This window comes from Amycolatopsis sp. 3B14 (assembly GCF_050958625.1).
Taxonomy (GTDB): Bacteria; Actinomycetota; Actinomycetes; order Mycobacteriales; family Pseudonocardiaceae; genus Amycolatopsis_E; species Amycolatopsis_E thermoflava.
This window is the reverse complement of the sequence record NZ_JBHZEN010000111.1, coordinates 1-19533: the sequence shown is the minus strand read 5'-3', so window position 1 is coordinate 19533 and position 19533 is coordinate 1. Positions and strand designations below refer to the sequence as shown.

The following is a 19533-nucleotide window of genomic DNA, read 5'->3' as shown; positions in this document are numbered from 1 at the left end:
GTCAGAGCCGCCAGGTGATGCCGGGGTCGCCCGGGTCGTAGCGGCAGCTCGCGCCGGTCGAGACGGTCGCCCGCAGGTGCTCGGCGAGCTGGGGGTGGCGACCGTCCAGCCGGCGCAGCGTGTCGCGGATCCGGGCGGTCACGGTCTTGCGGGCGCGCTCGGCCTCGTCCCCGAGACGCCGGGTGCGCCCGCCGAGACCGGCGGCCGCACGCAGTTCCGCCAGCAGGGCCGCCCGCTCGCTGTCGAGCCGGGCGGCCCCGTCGTCGTCGCCGCGGGCGGCCGCCGCGTCGATCTCGTCGTCCAGCACGGCGAGACGGCGCCGGTAGGCCGCCTTCGCCGTGTCGTCGAGCACCTCGTCCCCGCCGAGGCGCCGGGCGGCCACCACCACCTCGCCGCCCGCCGGGTCCAGCAGCCGCACCGCGGGCACGTCGGTGCCCGGGTGGCTGAGCAGGAAGTGCAGGTCCCGCAGGCCTTTCGCGTCCGGCAGGTGCACCGTGCGCCCGGCCAGCGCGAGCGTCCACGTCGTGCCGGTGAACCGGAACTCCCCGGTGGCGGCCGGCTCGTCGCGCCGCGCGCGCAGGCGGCGGACGCGTTCCGGCACGTGCCGCAGGCCCAGCTCGGCCGCCTCGGCGGCGACCACGTCCAGCAGCGCCGCGGCTTCGCGCTCGTCGCCCGGCGCCACCCGGTCCAGCAGCGCGGCGGCCCGCGCCAGCCGGGCTTCCACCACCCACGGCCGGGCCCGCATCGACTCGGCCGACCGCTCGGCCGCGCGGTACCGCTCCAGCGCCTCGTCCCAGCGCCGCGCCGCCGCGGCCAGCTTTCCCAGCCACAGGGTGACCGGGCCGCTGATCTCGAACCCGAACACCGACACCAGCCACTGCCCGTCGTAGGGCAGCAGCGCTTCCCTGGCCCGCTCGGCCAGCCGGGCGTCGCCGGTGCCCGCCGCGGTCTGCGCCTGCAGCCGGAGGAACATCGGCAGGTACGAGCGCGGGAACGCCGGCCGCTCCCCCAGCCCGGCCAGGTACCCGGCCGCCGCGGCCATGTCACCGCGCTGCGCCGCGGTGGTGGCCTCCAGCAGTCCGGGGTAGGGGTGGTCGCCGGGGCCGAGCGAGGCGTGGAACTCGGCGAGCTCGTCGAACCGGCCCTGCTGCAACAGCAGCGACCACCGGTGGTGGCGCAGCATCGGCAGGAAGTGGCTGTGGTGCACCTGTTCCGGCGTCGACAGGACACCGTCGAACAGGGCCTCCGCGTCGGCGAAGCGGCCCTGGAACCCGGCCAGGATGCTCTGGTCGATCTGCGCGCCGAACTGCATCCGGCGGGAATCGCCCTGCTCGGCGAGCGTCACGAACGCCCGCATCTGGTCGAAGTAACGCGGATCGCCCAGCTCCAGCAGCGCCACCCAGCGCAGCGACGTGGCGTACTGCTCGGTCTCGGTGTCCCCGCTGCGGTGCGCGACCTCCGCCAGCTCCGCCATCAGCGCCTCGCGCTCGGCGGCCGTGCCCAGCCCCCAGATCGAGTCGTGCAGCGTGGAAAGGCTGAAGCCGAGCGCCTCGTCGTCGCCGTCCTCGCGGGCGAGCCTGCCCAGCCGGACGATCACCTCCCTGGCCCGGTCCTCCAGCGGCCGCTCGGCCTCGCCCGGCCCGATCAGCGCCCGGTGCGCCTCGGCGATCAGCCCCGCCTTCAGGTCGGCGCGCTCCGCGTCGTCGCCCCAGCGGTAGGCGGTCAGCGCCACGCGGGCCAGCAGCTCCGCGTCGCCCAGCGCGCGGGCCTGGGCGCCGGCCTCCTCGAACACCGCCCAGCCCTCGGCGGTCTCGTCGAAGTGGTGCAGCTCGCCGCCCAGTTCGAGCAGGACGAGCACGCGCCGCCGCGGCTCGCCGGCGATCTCGGCGGCACGGCGGAAGTGCCCGATGGCTTCCTCGAACGCCATCCGGCCGGAGGCGGCCCGCCCCGCCGCGACCATCAGGTCCACCGCCCGCGACGGCGGCACCAGCGGACCGGCGAGGTAGGCGTGCCGCGCGGCTTCGGCGGGCAGGATCCGGTCCGCCAGCGCGGGGTTGCCCTCCAGCGCGGTGACCACCGCGGCGTGGCGCTCGCGGGCCTCGTCCTCGCCGAGCGAGTCGTAGAGCGTCTCGCGCACCAGGTCGTGGGCGAAGGCGAACCGGCCGCCGCCGCGCACGGTGACCAGCCGCGCGGCCACGGCCTGGTCGAGCAGCCGGTCGGCGGGCGCGGCGGGAATCGCGGCGACCGCGGCGAGCACCTGGCGGTGGAACTGCTGGCCGAGCACCGCGGCGGTGGTCAGCAGCCCGACGACCGGTTCCGGCAGCAGCGACAGCCGGCGGCGCACCGCGTCCCGCACCCCGGGCGCGATCGCGGTGACCGATCCGCCGCTGTGCCACAGGCGCGCGGCCTGCTCGACGAAGAACGGGTTGCCGCCGGTGCGCCGGTGCACCTCGGCCACGACCTCCTGGCCCGGGGTCTCGCCGACGGTGCGCGTGATGAGCCGGCCGACCTCGTCCGGTTCCAGGCCGGTGAGCGTGATCGTGCGCGCCTTGGCGACCAGCGAGGAGAGCAGCGGCCGCAGCGGGTGGTCGGCGACCTCGACCTCCGCGTCGCGGTAGGTGCCGATCAGCAGCAGCCGCTCGAACCAGGTGTGCCCGGCGGCGAACTCGAGCAGCTTGAGGGAGGCGGTGTCGGCCCAGTGCAGGTCGTCCAGCGCGACCACGACCGGACGGCTGTGCGAGGCGGTGACCAGCGCGCTGGTGACGGCGTCGTAGAGGCGGAACCCGTCCGGCGTCTCCCGCGGGTCCGCCTCGCCCAGCAGCACCGCCAGCCCGCCCCCGGCGTCCCGCTCGACCGCGGCCCACTCGTCGGCGGTCGCGGCGCGCCGCAGCCCGCGCAGCACCTGCACCCAGGGCCAGTAGCCGGGCGCGCTGCCGGAGTCCCAGCACGCGCCGCCGAGGACGAGCGCCCCCAGCCGGCGCGCCTCGTCCGCCGCGCCGGTGACCAGGGTGGTCTTGCCGATCCCAGGCTCCCCGGTGACCAGCACGAGCCCGCCGTGGCTGTCCACCGCCCGCCCGATCTCGGCGCGCAGCAGGCCGGCCGGGTGGTCGCGGCCGATCAGGGCGGGTTCGAGGTGGGTGTCCATCACCCCAGACGCTAGCGCGCCGATGTCCGGATTGTCCGCTGGATAACGGTGCCGCGTCACCGGGTGTCCGCCCGGTAGCGACCCGGGGTGGTGCCGACGACGGCGGCGAAGGCCTCGATGAAACTGCTGGGGTTCGACCAGCCGCAGGCGTGGGCGACGTGGGTGGCGTCGTGGCCCTCGGCCAGCAGGACGAGCGCGTGGTAGACGCGCAGCTGCGTCCGCCACTGGTAGAAGGTCATGCCGAGCTCGCCGCGGAAGAGCCGGCTGAGGGTGCGGGAGCTGGCCCCGGTCCGCCGCCCCAGCTCGGCCAGCGGCGTGTTGTCCGCGGGCTGCTCGTACAGCATCCGCGCGACCGCCCGCAGCCGGTCGTCACGGGGTTCCGGGAGCTGCAGCGGCTGCTCGCCCGCTTCGCGGAGCTCGTCGAGGAGCACCCGCCGGAGCCGCGCGTTCGCGGCGCGGCCCCGGTCGCGGGGACCTGTCAAGGCGAGCAGGACCTCCCGGGCGAGGGCGGTGGCCAGGAACACGGCCGGCCGGGCGGGCGCCAGCCGGGCCGGCGACGGTGGCAGGAAGACGATCCGCATGTCGGTGTGCCCGTGCGCGCGGTGGTGGTGCGGGCAGCCCGCCGGGATCCACGCGACGCGGTTGGCGGGAACGATCGACGTGCTGCCCTCGGTGTGCACGGACAGGACGCCCTGGGCCGCGTACACGAGGTGCCCTCGCGGGTGGGTGTGGTCGGCGCTCGTCCCGCCCGGCGGCCACAGGTGCGCGCCGCCGGACGGCCAGATCCGCGAGGAGGCAGGTTGGCGGCCGATCGGCATGCGCTGGCATCCTACCGGTGGCCCGCCACCCCCGGCGCCCGCGACAGTGGGTCACATGAGGACGACGATGCGAGCGGCGGTGTGCACCCGGGCTGGCGGCCCGGAGGTGCTGGAGGTCCGGGAGCTTCCCGTGCCGGCGGTCCGGGAGGGCTGGAGCCTCGTGCGGGTGCGGGGCGCCGGGCTGAACCGGTCGGAGCTGCGGACCCGCCAGGGCCACTCCCCCTCCGTGGTGTTCCCGCGGGTGCTGGGAATCGAGTGCGTGGGCGAGCTGGCGGCGTCGACCGACCCGCGACTGGCGGAGGGCAGCACCGTCGCCGCGGTGATGGGCGAGATGGGCCGGGCGTTCGACGGTGGTTACGCGGAATTCGCGTTGCTGCCCAACGACTTGCTGATGCCGGTCAGGACGAGCCTGCCGTGGGAAACGCTCGCCGCGCTGCCCGAGACGTACCTGACGGCGCAGGGCGCGCTGGACGCGCTGGACGTCGCCCGCGGCGAGCGGTTGCTGATCCGCGGCGGCACCTCGTCGGTGGGGATGGCGGCGGCGTCGATCGCGGCCGCGCTCGGGGTCGAGACCGCCGCCACGACCCGGCAGCCGCACAAGGCCGCCGCGCCGGCCGCCGACCACGTCCTCGTCGACGACGGCGGGCCGCTGACCATCGCCGCGTGGCCGGACGGCCCCGACCGCGTCCTCGACCTGGTCGGGACGAGCACGGCGCTGGACTCGCTGCGGCTGGTCCGCCCGGGCGGAACCGTGTGCGTGGCGGGCTCGCTCAGCGGCTGGCTGATCCCCGCCTTCGAGCCCATCGCGATGATCCCCACGGGCACCAGGCTGACCGCCTTCCACAGCGACACCCTGCGCGGCGCGGCGGGCGCGGGCGTGCTGCAGCGGGTCGTGGACCAGGTCGAGGCCGGGGTCCACCGCCCGCACGTCGACCGCGTCGTCAGCCTGGACGAGATCGCCGAAGCCCACCGCCACATGGAGGACGACCAGGCCACGGGGAAGGTGGTCCTCGTGCCCTGACCGGTTGCGGGATCGCCACCGGTGGGGCGCCGATAGCCTCGCGACATGAACTGGCTCCGAGCGGCCGGAGCGCTGCTCGCCGCGGCACTGGCCATCGCGTCGTCCGGCTGCTCCGCGGCGGATGCCGGCACGTTCCAGCTCGTCTCCCCCAACGGGCAGACCAGCATCCGCTACCCGCCGCACGAGCGGCAGACGATCCCGGACCTGACCGGCCCGAGTGTGACCGACCCCGGCTCGACGCTGTCCGTCGCCGGCTACGCCGGCCGCGTGGTGGTGCTCAACGTCTGGGGATCTTGGTGCCCGCCGTGCCGGACCGAAACCCACGTCCTGAAGCGGCTGTCCGAAGCGCATCCGGACGTCGCCGTGCTCGGGGTGAACGTGCGCGACGATCCCGACGCCGCCGCGGACTTCATGCGCGGCTTCGCGGTGAACTACCCGTCGATGTCCGACGAGTCCGGCCGGATATTGCTGAACCTGCGTGGCATCCCGTTGTCCGCGGTGCCCGTGACGCTCGTCGTGGACAAGCTGCAACGTGTTGCTTCGGTCCACCTGGGGGCGGTGCTCGACGCCGACCTCGAGCCCGTCCTGCGGGACGTGCTCGCCGAACCGGCGCACGCATAACGGTTACGGGCTGTTCATCCGGCCCCGCCTTTACACCGGGAGCCACCGCAACCACACTCCACGCAGTACTGTGCGGATCCGCTGGGGAGGCGAGGATGCGCTGGCGTGAGCTGCTGCCCAGGGCGGGCGAGGTCCCGGGGCGGGGCAGGGCGGCCTCGACCGCCGTCGCCGCTCTCCTGCTCGCCGCTCTCGGCACCGGGTTGTACCTGGCCTTCGCCGCGGACACCGGGATCGTGGGACGTCAGCTCGGCGGCCGCGGCCAGCCGTTGCCGTTCCCGCCGGGCACCGCGGCCACCCTGTGGTGGGACTTCGCGCTGATCGCCGGCTACGGGCTCGCCGTGCTGCTGGGCACCACCGCCGCGCTGTGGGTCTGCCAGCCGGGCACCGCGATGCACGAGGTCGCCCGCTTCGGCCGCATCGCCGGGCTGGTCGCGGTCGTCTCGGACGTGCTGGAGAACGTGTTCCTACTGGTCGCCACGCGTCATCCGGCGCCCGTCCTGCTCGAACTGGCCACCGCGGCCGCGGTCACCAAGTTCACCGGCCTGCTCCCGGCGCTCCTGCTCGCGCTCTACGGCATCGTGCTCGCCCTGCTCCGCTCGGCGCGGCCGGTGAAGCAGGACCCGCCCGACGGCGTCTGCTCCGCCGCGCTCAACCCGGACGACCCCGACGGCGCCTGCGAGGAAGGCGAAACCACGGCGGCCACCCGGTGGCGCAACGGCTACCGCCTGCCGCCGGGCGAACCGACCGGCGGCACCGGGTTCGCCCTGTCCGGCGGCGGGATCCGCTCGGCCAGCGTCGCGCTCGGCGCGCTCCAGCCGCTGCGGCAGCGGCTGCTCGGCGCCCAGTACCTGGTCTCGGTCTCCGGCGGCGGCTACACCGCGGGCGCGCTGGTGCAGGCCCTCACCGCGGCGGCCGACCCGAAGGAGGCGCCCGCCGGCCGTCCGGTCGCGACACCGGAAACCGCGTTCGGCCCCGGCAGCGTCGAGGAGGACCACGTCCGGCGGCACGTCAGCTACCTCGCCAACACGCGAACCGAACTGCTCATCGCCCTCGGCGTGATCGCCCGCGGCCTGGTGCTGTCGCTGTTCCTGGTGTTCGCCCCCGCGGTCGTGCTGGGCGTGGTGACCGGCTGGCTGTACCAGCAGGTGCCGCTCACCGCGTTCCCCGCCGACGGCAGCTACCCCGCGCCGCGGCTCGGCGCGCTGCTGTCACTGGGCCTGACGCTGCTGTTCGCCGCCGTGATGTCCCTGGTGGCCCGCTGGATCACGCCGGCGAAGCCGTTGCTGCGCCAGATCGCCCGGCGCCTGTCCAGCAGGCTCGCGCTGCTCGCCGCCCTGATCGTGCTGCTCACGCTCGGCCTGCCCGCCCTCGCCTGGCTGGCCGACCGGCTGCTCACCCTGACCCCGCCCTCGATCGCGCTCGGCAGCCCGCTCGTCGCGCTGCTGCTGACCTACGTGTCCGCCCTGGCGACGATGGGGTGGCGCAACCGCAAGGTGGTCACCAAGGCGCGGGACTCGCTCGACGCGCTCACCGCGGCGCTGCCGACCAGCCTTGCCCAGCGCCTCCTGGTGATCATCACGACCACCGTCCTCGCCCTGGCCTGGCTGCTGCTGTTCGCCTCGGTGATCACGCCGCTGGGCGAGCCGGACCTGCTGTGGTCCGCGCTGGGGCTGGTCGTCGTGCTGATCGTCGTCGGCGGGCTGATCGACGAGACCTCGCTCAGCCTGCACCCCTTCTACCGGGAACGGCTGGCGCGCACGTTCGCCGTGCGCCGGGTCCGCCGCGCCGACGGGCAGGTCGTCGCCGCGCCCTACCCGAGCACCGAGCGCAGCTCGCTCGCGACCTACGGCCACGCCGACGACTTCCCGCGGGTCGTGTTCGCGGCCGCCGCGAACCTCACCGGCGAGGGCCGCACCTCCCCCGGCCTCGGCGCCGTCTCCTACACGATGAGCAGCGGCTGGGTCGGCGGCCCGGACGTCGGCTGGATCGAGACCGCGCGGTTGCAGGAGACGGTGCCGGCCCGGTTCCGGCGGGACCTGACCGTCCAGGGCGCGGTCGCGATCAGCGGGGCGGCGTTCGCGTCGTCGATGGGCCGCGCCTCGCGCTGGTACCAGATCCTGCTCGCCCTGTCCGGCGCGCGGCTGGGCACCTGGCTGCCCAATCCGGACGTGCTGCTGCGCTGCCCGCCGCGCACCGACCGCGCCGCCTGGGCCTACCCCACGCTCCCGCACGCGCGCCGGCTGCCCTACCTGGTGCGTGAGGTGCTCGGCATCCACTCGCACGCCGACCGGCTGCTGCACGTCACCGACGGCGGGCACTACGACAACCTGGGCCTGGTCGAGCTGTTCCGCCGCCGCTGCACGACGATCTACTGCATCGACGCGGGCGCGGACGCGCCACCGACGGCAGGCGGGCTGGCGTCGGCGCTCGCGCTGGCCGCGCAGGAGCTGGGCGTGCGGGTCACCCTCGACCATCCGTGGCGGGCCGAACCCGGCGGCGGCGAACCGCTCGAACCCGAGCACCCGCTCAGCAACCTGAACAGCAGGCTGTCGGAGAGCCCGGTGATCACCGGGACGATCCGCTACCCGGCCGAGAGCGGGCAGGCCGGGGTGGGACGGCTGATCGTGGCGAAGGCGCTGCTGTGGCGTGACCTGCCCTACGAGCTGCTGTCCTACGCCGCGCACCACCCGGAGTTCCCGCGGGACGGCACGAGCGACCAGTTCTTCGACGACGGCAAGTTCGGCGCCTACACCGAGCTCGGCAGGCGGCTGGGCGAGTACGTGGTGGCCAAGGAGCTGGCCGAAGCGGCCGGCCTGGGCGAGGTGACGGAGGGCACCGGCGCGCCCGACGGAGTCGCGCCCCAACCGGCCGGAAGCTAAGATCGCGGACACGACGAAACACCCGCATTCGCGTCGAATACGGGTGCTCGTCGTTGTTCTACCCGAAGAACACCGGGTGCGGACGGGAATTAGTACCAGTAATTCCCGTCCGCACCCGTTTTTTCCGTGACCCGGCCGGCTCTCACCCAGAAAACCGTCCCGGGGATCCGGAGTGCAGTCAGACCGCACCGGGACTCTCGGCCGGATCAGGGTCGGTCGACCCAGGACCCCGTGGGGTCCGGTCTCAGTTGTCGGCCTCGGCGATGCAGGTGTCCGGGGCGGAACCCGAGTCGGCCTCGGAGGCGCCGGTCAGGATCGGCACGGTCACGCCCACGCCGTTCAGGGCGTCGGCCACCTGGACGCCGAGCACGTTGACGTTGTTGTCGCAGACACCGACGTTGTTGTCGTTGAGAACGTCGTCGACGTTGATCAGACCCAGCTGACCGGTGTCGCCGCCGTCGTCCCATCCCCCGCCCTGCGTGGCGAAGGCCGGGGAACCGATCATCATGAAACCGGCCGCAGCAGCGGCAACAATTGCGGACTTCTTGAGCACCTTTTTATTCCCCATCAACTCGACTACAGTTCCGCCGCGACGAGACTTCCGTCGCGAGCACGGCAGACATTATCAGTCGGCAAGGTGCGCCGAAAGCAAATGCGCGGGCTTGTCGCCATCACCCGGACGAACGACGTTTCGCTGCCCGTGAACCAGTCTTCCGCACGCCCATACGCGATGCGCTGCGATTATCCGCCCGTTTCGCTCACAGTGGTTTTCACGCCGCGTGATCGACCGTGCAGGACACCGGTTGTACAGCGTCTAAACCCCTCGATCAGGTAGAGAAGTGAACACGTAAAGTGAGAAGACGAGATCGGGCAATTAGCCCGGCCGTGTGACTTACCGGCATGTAATTCCCCTCCGACCCACTGTCCGGAGGCGCCGCGGCAGCGCGTCCGGGCGCACTGGTCCAGCCGCGAGCGCCACCCCGCGACCCCGTTCCGCGCACGAAAAAACACCCGCATCCGAATTCGAATGCGGGTGTTCACGTTTCCCCTACCCGAAGAAAAGGTGCGGACGGGAATCAGTACCAGTGATTCCCGTCCGCACCCGTGCACAGCACCCTGGCCGGCGGAGCCGGTTCAGGGTTGTTGCCGCGACCTCAGTTGTCGGCCTCGGCGACGCAGGTGTCCGGCGCGTCGCCGGACTCGGCGTCCGAAGCGCCCGACAGGATCGGCACGGTCGCGCCGACACCCTCCAGCGCGTCCGCCACCTGGACACCCAGGACGTTGACGTTGTTGTCGCAGACCCCGACGTTGTTGTCGTTGGCGACGTCGTCGACGTTGAGCAGGCCCAGCTGGCCGGTGTCGCCACCCTCGTCCCACGCGCCCTGCGTGGCGAAGGCCGGGGAACCGATCATCATGAAGCCGGCCGCGGCAGCGGCGACAATCGCAGACTTCTTCAGCACTCTCTCATCCGATCGCTCGGCTACAGTTCCGCCCGCTCCGGGTGACCCCGTCGCGAGCACGGCAGACGCTAGCAGCCGGTGATCGGGAAGTTCGGCGATCGCGCGAGCGGCCCGGGCTCACCCGGATGAACGACGTTTGGAACGCGTTCCAAAGCCCCTGGAACAGCCGCACCGCCATGCGCTGCGACAACGCGAGCGCCGGTCCTCACTCGCGGTGATCGGGTCGGACGCGATCCGGTCGTGCCGCGATTAAACCCCCTGATCAGGTGGAGTAACGGACACCGGGCGTCGCCGGATTCGACACGCAGATTAGACCACGCGGGTGACTTACAAGCGTGTCATTCGGTGCTGCGGCCGCCGCCGAACCGCATCCGGAAGTCCCGGGCGACCAGGCTGAGCAGCGGACGGCGCCCGGCCAGGAACGCCAGCGGGCCGCCCGCGCCGACCCGCCACACCGATCGGGCCACCCCGAGCCGGGCGGCCACCCGCACACCGCTGCGCTTGGGGCCGCGCTGCAGGACCGAGAACGCCAGCGGCAACCGCACCGGCAGCGCGCGGCGGCGCCGAAACTCCGCGCCCGCCAGCAGATCCCCATCCGCGCGGGCTTCCGCGGCGAAGTCCGGTTCGTCGGTGAGGGTGAACTCGGCGAGCTCCTTCGGGATGTGCCACAGGGCGCGCCCGCCGGCCAGGGAGGCCGGGCTGTCGACCCAGATGTGCGGGATGGTCACGACGACCCCGCCGCGGGCGACGACGGTCACCATCAGCTCCCGATAGGACAGCACACCGGGCGGCTGGTAGTCGACCCACGCGGCGAGCACGACCGCCCGCCCGGCCACGGTGAGCGGCCGGACGCCCGGCGGCAGTTCGGGCAGCTCCCCCACGGGCAGGCACCAGGCGGAGACGTGCATGTGACCACGCAGGTGCCATGGCTCGGGCGGGTACTCGGTCGGATCGGACATCAGCGAAACCTCGGCTCGGAGGGACAGGACAACCGCGGCAGGGCGGACGAGGTCAGGTGGCGGTATGGCCCGAGATGACGCCGCCCCGACGCGGCGGACGAGGCCTCACGGCTACCGGACCCGCAACAGCGGGACAGCCGCGACTCGCACTCGCCCGGGACGGCGGGCAAACCCGGGCAACCCCGCCCGGAGTGGCGGGACGAGCGCGCGGTCGAGACGGCGGAACCCACCGCCGCCGCCACCAAGCCGGGCACCGGGGTCAGACCGGCGTGACCGGCAGGCGCAGCGCGCCCGGCGCGGCCTCGGGCACGACAGGGTTCTTCGGCGCCACCGGGGCCAGCCGGGTGTAGGGCGCGCCCAGTGGCGGCCGCTGGTCGGCCTCGCCCTTGTTCGGCCACAGCGCGAGCGCCCGTTCGGCCTGGGCGGTGATCGTCAGCGACGGGTTCACCCCCAGGTTCGCCGAGATCGCCGAGCCGTCCACGACGTGCAGGCCGGGATAGCCGTACAGCCGCTGGTAGGGGTCGACCACGCCGGTCTCCGGCGAGTCGCCGATCGCGCAGCCGCCGATGAAGTGCCCGGTCAGCGGGATGTTCGCCATGTCGGTCCAGGCGCCCTGCGGCACGCCGTCGATCTTCTCCGCCACCCGCCGCGCGACCTCGTGCCCGTGCGGGATCCACGTCGGGTTCGGCGCGCCGTCTCCCTGGCGCGTCGTCATCCGGCGGCCGAACAGGCCGCGCCGCGTGTAGGTTGTCACCGAGTTGTCCAGGCTCTGCATCACCAGCAGGCCCACCATCTGCTCCGACCACTTCCGCGGGTTCTGGATGCGCGGCAGCTCCCGCCAGTGCCGCGCCAGCTCACGCAGCCCCAGCACCCACCGCCGGTGCCCGTCCTTGCCGTCCACCAGCACGGTGGCGAGCAGGCTCATCAGGTTGCTGCCCTTGCCGTACCGCACCGGCTCGACGTGCGTGACCTCGTCCGGGTGGATCGACGACGTGATCGCCACCCCGTCGGTGTAGTCGGCGTTCTTGTCGCGTGAGCGCACCGCCAGGATCGCCTCGGAGTTGGTGCGCGACAGGTACCCGAGCCGCTTCGAGATCTTCGGCAGCGAACCGCGGTCACGCAGCCGGTGCAGCAGCCGTTGCGTGCCCAGCGCGGACGCGGCGAACACGACCTGCTCGCAGGTGAAGGTCCGGCGGCGCCTGCGCGACCCGGTGCGGACGGTGGTCACCTCGTACCCGCCGCCGGGGCGTGGGCGGACGTCCACCACCGTCGTCAGCGGGTGCACCACCGCACCCGCCCGCTCGGCGAGGTGCAGGTAGTTCTTCACCAGCGTGTTCTTCGCGCCGTGGCGGCACCCGGTCATGCAGGACCCGCAGTTCAGGCAGGTGCGGCGGGACGGGCCGGCGCCGCCGAAGAACGGGTCCGGCACCTCCTGGCCGGGCTTCTGGTCACCGGTCGCGAACAGCACCCCGACCGGCGTCGGCCGGAACGTGTGGGCGATGCCCATGTCCTCGGCCACCTCGCGCAGCACCCGGTCGGCCCGCGTGGTACCCGGGTACTGGGTGACGCCCAGCATCCGCTTCGCCTGGTCGTAGTAAGGCGCCAGCTCGTCGCGCCAGTCGGTGATGTGCGCCCACTGCGGGTCGGCGTAGAACCGCGCCGGCGGCTCGTACAGCGTGTTGGCGTAGACCAGCGACCCGCCGCCGACACCGCTGCCGCTCAGGATGAAGGTGTCGCGCAGCAACGTCAGCCGCTGGATGCCGAAGCAGCCCAGCAGCGGCGCCCACAGGTACTTCCGCAGCCGCCACGAGGTCTTGGCGAACTCGTCGTCGGCGAACCGGCGGCCCGCCTCCAGTACCCCGACCCGGTAGCCCTTCTCCGTCAGGCGCAGCGCGCTCACGCTGCCCCCGAAACCCGAGCCGATCACCACGACGTCGTAGTCCAGCTCGCCGGTCATGCGCCGTCCCCTCCCGCCGCGATCGCGCGGTAGTCGTTCAGATCCAGGGCCCGGGTCTTCAGCCGGTACTGCGTGACCGTGCCGGGCCAGTTGTTGACGATCCGGCCCGCCTCGTTGCGGTACCAGCTGGCACAGCGGGTCCACACCGAGCGACCGAGCTTGCGCTGCAGGACGGTGTCGAAGCGCGCGGCGACCTCGGGCTTGACGTCCAGCGCCACGCCGGGCCTGCTCGCCAGCGCGCGCACCGCCTGCACGATGTAGCGGGCCTGCGACTCGAGCATGTAGACGATCGAGTTGCCGCCCAGGTTCGTGTTGGGCCCGTAGACCAGGAACAGGTTCGGGAACTGCGGCACCGTGATGCCGAGGTAGGCCCACGCGCCGTCGCGCCAGGTGTCGGCCAGCTCCGCCCCGCCGCGCCCACGCACCGTCATCGGGACCAGGAAGTCGGTGGCGCGGAACCCGGTTCCGTACACCAGCACGTCGGCCTCGTGCACCACGCCGTCGGCGGTGCGCACGCCCTCCGGCACGATCTCGACGATCTTCTCGGTCTCGACGCTCACGTTGGGCCGGGTCAGCGCCGGGTAGTACTCGTTGGAGAACAGCGCCCGCTTGCACCCGGGCTCGTAGTCCGGCGTCAGCTTGGCGCGCAGCTCCGGGTCGGGCACCTGGCTCTCCAGGTGCCTGCTCGCCAGGCGTTCCAGGTACCGGCGCACGACCGGGAGGTCGACGAGCCCGAGCGAGAGGAACTCGCAGATCAGCCAGATCCGGAACCGCTCGATCTTCTGGGTGACCGGCAGGCGGCGGAACATCGCGCGGTGCCAGGGCTGGTAGGCGATGTCGTTCTTGGGCACGATCCACGGCGCCGACCGCTGGAACACCGTCACGTGGCCGGCGACCTGCTGGAGCTTCGGCACGAACTGGATCGCGCTGGCGCCGGTGCCGATCACCGCGACCCGCTTGCCGGTGAGGTCGGCGTCGTGGTCCCAGGCCGCGGAGTGGAAAGCCCGCCCGCGGAACGACTCGCGGCCCGGCAGGTCCGGCATCGCAGGCTGGGACAGCTGGCCCACGGCCGGCACCAGGACGTCGGCCTCGATGACCTCGCCGGCTTCGGTGCGGACCCGCCACCGGCCGGTGGCCTCGTCGAATTCCGCCCCGGCGACGCCGGTGCCGAACCGGATCCGGCCGGTCACCCCGTACTCGCGGGCGACGTCCTCGAGGTAGGCCTTGATGTCGGCCTGCAGGGAGAACCGCATCGGCCAGTCCGGGTTGGGCCGGTGGGAGAACGAGTACAGCGGCGACGGGATGTCGCACCCGGCGCCGGGGTAGGTGTTCTCCCGCCACACGCCGCCGATCTCGTCCGCTCTCTCCAGGATGGTGAAGTCGCGGAAACCGGCGCGGACCAGTTCGGTCGCGACGGCCAGGCCGCCGAACCCGGCGCCGATGATGACGACGGACGGCGGTCGGTGGGCGGTGGTGCGTGCCATGCTGCTCCTCGGCGGTGAGTGGGGCTACTCCACAGTAAGTGCTCCGGCTCACTCCGCCACAGAGACCAGCGGCCAGGAAACCGAGATTTTCGGCCACCCCGGTCGCGGGCCGGTGACCGGCGGAATCCATACTTCCGGCCATGAGTCAGCAGCTGCCCGTCGCCGTCCGGGACTGGGACTTCCCCCGCGGCGTCGCGAGCGTCGCCCTGCTGGTGCGCTTCGGAGCCGAGCGCGGGGTGCCGCGGGACGCCCTGCTGCGCGGCACCGGGCTGCCCCCGTCGCGCCTGGACGACCCGGCGGCGCAGGTCGACGCGCACCAGGAGCTGACGGTCGCGCGCAACCTCGTGCGGGAGCTCGGCGACCCGCCCGGCCTCGGCCTGGACGCCGGCGTCCGCTACCGGGTCACGACCTTCGGCGTGTTCGGGTTCGCCTGCATCAGCAGCCCGACGCTGCGCGACGCGATCACTTTCGCCCTGCGTTACCTCGACCTCAGCTTCATCTTCTGCCTGCCGGTGGTCGAGCTGGCCGCCGAGGAGCTGCGCTTCGAACTGCGGGACGACGGGCTGCCGCACGACGTGCGCCGGTTCCTGCTGGAGCGCGACGTCAGCGCGATCCACACGGTGATGCACGACCTCCTGCCCGGCGGCCTGAACGTGCGGCGCCTGGAGTTCCGGTTCCCCGAGCCACCCGATCCGGGCCGGTACGAGGAGGTCTTCGGGTGCCGACCGGCGTTCGGCGCGCCCGCGCACCACGTGGCGATCGACGCGGCCGCACTGGGGCAGCCGCTGCCGCAGGCCAGTGAGCACACGGTCGCGTTGTGCGAGGCGCAGTGCCGTGAGCTGGTCAGCCGGCGCCGCGCCCGCTCCGGCATCGCGCACCAGGTTCGGGACAAGCTGATCCGCGTCGGGGGCACGCTCGCGATGGAGGACGTGGCGCGGGAGCTCAACGTCAGCACCCGGACCCTGCGGCGGCGGCTGGAGGACGCCGGCACCAGTTTCCGCGGCCTGCTCGACGAGGTCCGGCAGGCGCTCGCCGAGGAGATGCTCGCGACCGGCGCGCTGTCGGTGGAGGATGTGGCGCTGCGGCTGGGATACGCGGAGGCGTCGAGTTTCATCTACGCGTTCCGCCGGTGGACCGGCACGACCCCGGCACGGTACCTGCGGTCCGGGAGACGGGGCTGACTTCGCGTCCCCTTTCGACGGTGGGATACGGCTCCAGGTGTCAACCACGCGGATCCTGGGTAGATCAAAGGTCTCTTCAGTTGCGAGGAGGCCGCACATGTTGACGCTGCTCCAGCCCGCGCGTGAAGCGGGCGAAACCATCCGCACCGCTACGCGCGAGCACCTGTTGCTGGCCCTGCTGGACATCCCGCGACTACTGCGTCATCCGATCTGGCGGCCCGCGGACCCGGAGGAGGGCGCCGGGCTGGGTGTGCTGCTGGTGCCCGGTTTCGGGTTCGGCGATCGCAGCATGACGCTGGCGAGCGCGTGGCTGAAGGCGCGTGGGTACCGGCCCGCCGGGTCACGGATCGGTTTCAACGTCGGGTGCACCACCGAACTTGTGGACCGCATCGAGGCCCGGCTGGAGCAGCACGCCGAGGAGACCGGCGGCCGCGTGGTGATCATCGGGCAGAGCCGCGGTGGCTGGCTGGCGCGGCTGGCCGCGATCCGCCGCCCGGATCTGGTGCGCGGACTGGTGATGCTCGGCAGCCCGGTGCTCGATCCGCTCGGCGCGCACCCGAAGGTGGTGCGGGTCGCCCGCGTCCTCGCCCGTCTGTCCACTTTGGGTATTCCTGGCCTGATGGACCTGGACTGCTTCACCGGGCCGTGCTACGACGAGAACGTCAAGGCGCTGGCCGCGCCCCTGCCGCCGGAGGTGCCCGCGCTGGCGGTGTACTCGCGCGAAGACGCGATCGCGCCGTGGCAGCTGTGCCTGGACCCGTACGCCGAGTGCGTCGAGATCCGCAGCACGCACACCGGCATGGGGCTGGACCCGGACTTCTACGTGGCCGCGGCGCCGCGCCTGGCCCGCTGGGCGCGGGACGAGGCCCGCGAGCAGACCGCCGAGCATGCCGGGGAGCTGTCGCAGGCGAGCTGAGCCCGGTCCGGCAGGATCGGGGTATGGCGGAATGGGCGCGCGCGATCGGCACCGGCTGGGTGCCCGGCGGGCCGGTGACCGGGCCGGACGTGGACGAGTTCGCCGACGCCGACGAGATCGCCGCGGCTCTGGCCGCGGCGCCGGGTGATTCGCTGCTGGCGGTGCAGCACCCGCACCGGCGGCCGGGTGCGACGTCGCTGCGGGAATCGCTGCCCGCGGCGCGCGCGATGCTGGACCGGTTGCGGGAACGGGACTACCGGCGCGTGCGCGACGTGGTGGCGCCGTACCGGATCGCCGGGCGCGACGGGACCGCGGCGGGGGTGCTGTGCCTGGTCGATCCGTCGGCGGTCGGCGCGCGGATCCGGCACAGCGAGGAGGTTTACGCCGGTGTCGTCGCCGAACGCGCGGCGGCGCTGCGGGCGCTCGGCTGCGCGACGAGCGCGGCGATGCTGGTGCCGGTCGCCGGCGACGGGCTCACGCGCGCCGCGCTGGCGGCGATGCGCGGTGATCCCGCGGTGGACCTGACCGACGGCGCGGGCCGCTCGCACCGGTTGTGGCTCACCGGTCCCGGCCACGAGCAGGACCGGTTGCTCGCCGCGGTGCGCGCCGCTCCCCTGCTGGTGGCCGACGGCAACCACCGCGTCGCCGCCGCGGCCGAGGCGGGCACGCCGCTGCTGGCGCTGGTGACCGCGGGGCCGGACCTGCGCATCGGCGCGATCCACCGCACGATCAGCGGCACCGGCCTCGGCGCGCGCGAGCTGGCCGCCGCCTGGCGCGCCGCCGGGCTGACGGTGCGCGAAGTGTCCGAAGTGGACGCCATTGAGCCCGGCTCGGTGGCCGTTTCCGCGCGCGGCGGCGAGCTGCTGGTGGCACTGCCCGGCGGTGGACCGGACCACGCCGTGGTGGAGAACCTGTTGCTGGACAAGGCACTTCGCCTCGACCCGGAGGGCCCGCACGTGCACGCGCTGCCCGAGGGGCACTCCCCCGGACCAGGGACGGACGCCGTGTTGCGCTTGGCGCCCGTCCCGCTGTCCGAAGTGCTCGCCGCGCACGCGCAGGGCCGCCGCATGCCGCGCAAGAGCACATACTTCACCCCGAAGCCACGCAGCGGGCTGCTGCTCGCCGCCCTTTAGGCGTGAGTCAGACCGGCACCGGCCCGTCGGCCCGCAGCCCTTCCGCGCCGTGCACGCAGCGGCCACCGACGAACGTCGCCAGCACACCGATCTCACTGATCCGCTCGCTCGGCACCGCGGTCGGGTCGTCGTCGAGCAGCACCACGTCCGCACGCAGACCCACCCCGAAGCCACGCAGCGGGCTGCTGCTCGCCGCCCTTTAGGCGTGACTCACACCGGCACCGGCCCGTCCGCGCGCAGCCCTTCCGCGCCGTGCACGCAGCGGCCACCGACGAACGTCGCCAGCACACCGATCTCGCTGATCCGCTCGCTCGGCACCGCGGTCGGGTCGTCGTCGAGCAGCACCATGTCCGCCCGCAGGCCCGGGGCGAGCCGGCCGCGTTCGTGTTCCTGGTGCGAAGCCCACGCCGGGTGCGCGGTGTAGGCCCGCAGCGCCTCCTCCGCGCCGACCCGCTCGTCCGGGCTGAGCACCGCCCCGGCGCTGGTCGTCCGCTCGATCATCGACCGCAGGCCGGCCAGCGGCGCGCCGACGCCGACGCACGGCCGGTCGGAGCTGCCCGGCACCCGCAGCCCGGCGTCCACGAAGGACTTCTGCCGGTACAGCCACGGCACCCGCGCCTCGCCCAGCGCCTCGGCCATCGTGTCGCCGATCTCGTACAGGAACCGGGCCTGCGGCACCGGGACCACCCCGAGCGCGACCAGCCGCGGCAGCTGGTCCGGCCGCACCATCGCGGCGTGCTCGATGCGGTGCCGCACGTCCGGGCGCGGCAGGACCCGCTGGGCCTCCTCGAACGCGTCCAGCGTCAGGTCGATGGCGCGGTCGCCGATCGCGTGCGCCGCCACCCGCCACCCGCTGCGGTGCGCGGCGACGATCGTGTCCCGCAGCACCTTCGGATCGTCCTGCAGCACGCCGAGCCCGCCGTGCGAGCAGAACGGCTCGGTCAAGGCGGCGGTCCGGCTGCTCAGCGCGCCGTCGGTGAAGATCTTCATCGGCCCCAGCCGCAGGAACTCGTCGCCGAACCCGCTGCGCAACCCCAGGTCCACGCCGATCGTGCCGGTGTCGGCCGGGTTGCCGCCGAGCGGGTGCAGCACCTCGCTGGCCGGCATCAGCTCCACCCGCAGCGGCAGCGTCCCGCGTTCGCGTGCCAGGTGGTAGGCCGTCGCCTCGGCCGGGCTGTGGCCGATCCAGCCGCCGCCGATCCCGGCCTCGGTGACCGCGGTGAGCCCCTCGCTGACGTAGACCTTCGCGGCGCGCTCGATCGCCGCCGCCAGCTCCTCCACCGGGTAGGGCTTGACCAGGGCGTCCACCAGCTGCTGGGCCTGCTCGGCGAGCAGCCCGGTCGGCGCGCCGTCGTCGTCGCGGGCCACCACCCCGCCCTCGGGCACGCGCGCCGAGCCGTCGAGCACGCCGGCCTGGGCGAGGATCGCGGAGCTCACGGTGCACATGTGCGCCGACCGGTGCTTGAGCCACACCGCGCGCCCGCCGCCGGCGCGGTCCAGCGCGGCGCGGGCGGGGTGCCCGCCCAGCACGAAGTCGTCGTACTTCGAGCCGATAACCCACGCGTCGGACGGCAGTTCGGCGGCCCGCGCGGCGACCGTGTCGTACAGCTCGTCCAGCGTGCGGCAGCCGGACAGGTCGATCTCGGCCAGCGACAGGCCGTACCAGACCATGTGGTTGTGCGCGTCGGCGAAACCGGGCGTGAGCACCGCTCCGCCGCCGTCCACCACGGTGCGGGCGGACAGGCCCTCGACCTCCTCGTCGAGGCCGACGATCCGCCCGTGCAGCACGCCCACGGTGTGGGCGCGGGGACGCTCGTCGGACACGGTCAGCGCACGGACGTTGCGCACCAGCAGGTCGAGCACGTGGAATCCTCTCGGTCGGGGGCCCTTCCCCGCAGACTAGGGGTCCGGGCCGCCCGGTCGCACGCACCAGCGCCGCGCCGTATAGGTCGTTATACG

The 19533-nt window shown here is 73.5% G+C and carries 15 protein-coding genes; 6 read left to right on the top strand and 9 right to left on the bottom strand.

Annotated elements, in window-relative coordinates; translation table 11 throughout:
• Position 1 precedes the first annotated feature (1 nt).
• Both ACCP09_RS39185 and ACCP09_RS39180 read right to left on the bottom strand, forming a co-directional pair.
• The gene (locus ACCP09_RS39185) at positions 2-3145 is read right to left on the bottom strand and encodes an ATP-binding protein (RefSeq protein WP_433754125.1); all 3144 of its coding nucleotides are present in this window, start codon (positions 3143-3145) and stop codon (positions 2-4) included.
• 56 nt (positions 3146-3201) lie between these two features.
• Entirely contained in the window at positions 3202-3963 is a 762-nt protein-coding gene (locus ACCP09_RS39180) for an AraC family transcriptional regulator (protein ID WP_378334601.1), read from the bottom strand.
• Positions 3964-4018: 55 nt separating this feature from the next.
• Here ACCP09_RS39180 and ACCP09_RS39175 point away from each other — a divergent pair, with 55 nt between their 5' ends.
• The 3 genes from ACCP09_RS39175 (at position 4019) to ACCP09_RS39165 (ending at position 8484) form a co-directional block, all read left to right on the top strand.
• Positions 4019-4984: a zinc-binding dehydrogenase gene (locus tag ACCP09_RS39175; RefSeq protein WP_433754123.1), complete on the top strand. Its 966-nt coding sequence runs from the start codon at positions 4019-4021 to the stop codon at positions 4982-4984.
• 45 nt (positions 4985-5029) lie between these two features.
• The gene (locus ACCP09_RS39170) at positions 5030-5605 is read left to right on the top strand and encodes a TlpA family protein disulfide reductase (protein WP_433754121.1); all 576 of its coding nucleotides are present in this window, start codon (positions 5030-5032) and stop codon (positions 5603-5605) included.
• Between the two features lie 95 nt (positions 5606-5700).
• Complete coding sequence (locus ACCP09_RS39165; protein WP_433754119.1) at positions 5701-8484, top strand: hypothetical protein; 2784 nt, start codon at positions 5701-5703, stop codon at positions 8482-8484.
• A gap of 244 nt (positions 8485-8728) precedes the next feature.
• On the opposite strand, the gene ACCP09_RS39160 is transcribed toward ACCP09_RS39165, so the two are convergent.
• The 5 genes from ACCP09_RS39160 to ACCP09_RS39140 all read right to left on the bottom strand — a co-directional run bounded on the left by ACCP09_RS39160 (position 8729) and on the right by ACCP09_RS39140 (position 14344).
• Positions 8729-9037 carry a hypothetical protein gene (locus tag ACCP09_RS39160; protein ID WP_026153109.1) on the bottom strand — a complete coding sequence of 103 codons (309 nt, stop codon included), beginning with the start codon at positions 9035-9037 and terminating at the stop codon, positions 8729-8731.
• A 601-nt stretch (positions 9038-9638) separates the two neighbouring features.
• Positions 9639-9944: a hypothetical protein gene (locus tag ACCP09_RS39155; RefSeq protein WP_400982254.1), complete on the bottom strand. Its 306-nt coding sequence runs from the start codon at positions 9942-9944 to the stop codon at positions 9639-9641.
• 338 nt (positions 9945-10282) lie between these two features.
• Positions 10283-10903, bottom strand: coding sequence for an acetoacetate decarboxylase family protein (locus tag ACCP09_RS39150; RefSeq protein WP_400982257.1), 621 nt, complete (start codon positions 10901-10903; stop codon positions 10283-10285).
• A gap of 259 nt (positions 10904-11162) precedes the next feature.
• Positions 11163-12860, bottom strand: a complete 1698-nt coding sequence (locus ACCP09_RS39145) for an FAD-dependent oxidoreductase (protein ID WP_400982260.1) — start codon at positions 12858-12860, stop codon at positions 11163-11165.
• Positions 12857-14344 carry a flavin-containing monooxygenase gene (locus tag ACCP09_RS39140; protein WP_433754116.1) on the bottom strand — a complete coding sequence of 496 codons (1488 nt, stop codon included), beginning with the start codon at positions 14342-14344 and terminating at the stop codon, positions 12857-12859. The genes ACCP09_RS39145 and ACCP09_RS39140 overlap by 4 nt, the downstream gene beginning before the upstream one ends.
• A 140-nt stretch (positions 14345-14484) precedes the next feature.
• Here ACCP09_RS39140 and ACCP09_RS39135 point away from each other — a divergent pair, with 140 nt between their 5' ends.
• The 3 genes from ACCP09_RS39135 (at position 14485) to ACCP09_RS39125 (ending at position 17574) form a co-directional block, all read left to right on the top strand.
• Positions 14485-15525, top strand: coding sequence for an AraC family transcriptional regulator (locus tag ACCP09_RS39135; protein WP_433754114.1), 1041 nt, complete (start codon positions 14485-14487; stop codon positions 15523-15525).
• 97 nt (positions 15526-15622) lie between these two features.
• Positions 15623-16441, top strand: coding sequence for an alpha/beta fold hydrolase (locus tag ACCP09_RS39130; RefSeq protein ID WP_433754112.1), 819 nt, complete (start codon positions 15623-15625; stop codon positions 16439-16441).
• A gap of 23 nt (positions 16442-16464) precedes the next feature.
• A complete protein-coding gene (locus ACCP09_RS39125) occupies positions 16465-17574 on the top strand; it encodes a DUF1015 family protein (protein ID WP_433754111.1) in 1110 nt (369 codons plus the stop codon).
• 7 nt (positions 17575-17581) lie between these two features.
• Here ACCP09_RS39125 and ACCP09_RS39120 read toward each other — a convergent pair whose 3' ends face one another.
• Together ACCP09_RS39120 and ACCP09_RS39115 are read right to left on the bottom strand one after the other, a co-directional pair.
• Entirely contained in the window at positions 17582-17737 is a 156-nt protein-coding gene (locus ACCP09_RS39120) for a hypothetical protein (protein ID WP_433754109.1), read from the bottom strand.
• Positions 17738-17784: 47 nt separating this feature from the next.
• Positions 17785-19437, bottom strand: a complete 1653-nt coding sequence (locus tag ACCP09_RS39115; RefSeq protein ID WP_433754107.1) for an amidohydrolase — start codon at positions 19435-19437, stop codon at positions 17785-17787.
• Positions 19438-19533 lie beyond the last annotated feature (96 nt).

Coding starts and splice junctions, on each gene's coding strand:
- ACCP09_RS39180 (WP_378334601.1), bottom strand. CDS start 3,963: ATGCCGATCGGCCGCCAACCTGCCTCCTCGCGGATCTGGCCGTCCGGC.
- ACCP09_RS39140 (WP_433754116.1), bottom strand. CDS start 14,344: ATGGCACGCACCACCGCCCACCGACCGCCGTCCGTCGTCATCATCGGC.
- ACCP09_RS39135 (WP_433754114.1), top strand. CDS start 14,485: ATGAGTCAGCAGCTGCCCGTCGCCGTCCGGGACTGGGACTTCCCCCGC.
- ACCP09_RS39170 (WP_433754121.1), top strand. CDS start 5,030: ATGAACTGGCTCCGAGCGGCCGGAGCGCTGCTCGCCGCGGCACTGGCC.
- ACCP09_RS39175 (WP_433754123.1), top strand. CDS start 4,019: ATGAGGACGACGATGCGAGCGGCGGTGTGCACCCGGGCTGGCGGCCCG.
- ACCP09_RS39145 (WP_400982260.1), bottom strand. CDS start 12,860: ATGACCGGCGAGCTGGACTACGACGTCGTGGTGATCGGCTCGGGTTTC.
- ACCP09_RS39165 (WP_433754119.1), top strand. CDS start 5,701: ATGCGCTGGCGTGAGCTGCTGCCCAGGGCGGGCGAGGTCCCGGGGCGG.
- ACCP09_RS39150 (WP_400982257.1), bottom strand. CDS start 10,903: ATGTCCGATCCGACCGAGTACCCGCCCGAGCCATGGCACCTGCGTGGT.
- ACCP09_RS39125 (WP_433754111.1), top strand. CDS start 16,465: ATGGCGGAATGGGCGCGCGCGATCGGCACCGGCTGGGTGCCCGGCGGG.
- ACCP09_RS39130 (WP_433754112.1), top strand. CDS start 15,623: ATGTTGACGCTGCTCCAGCCCGCGCGTGAAGCGGGCGAAACCATCCGC.
- ACCP09_RS39185 (WP_433754125.1), bottom strand. CDS start 3,145: ATGGACACCCACCTCGAACCCGCCCTGATCGGCCGCGACCACCCGGCC.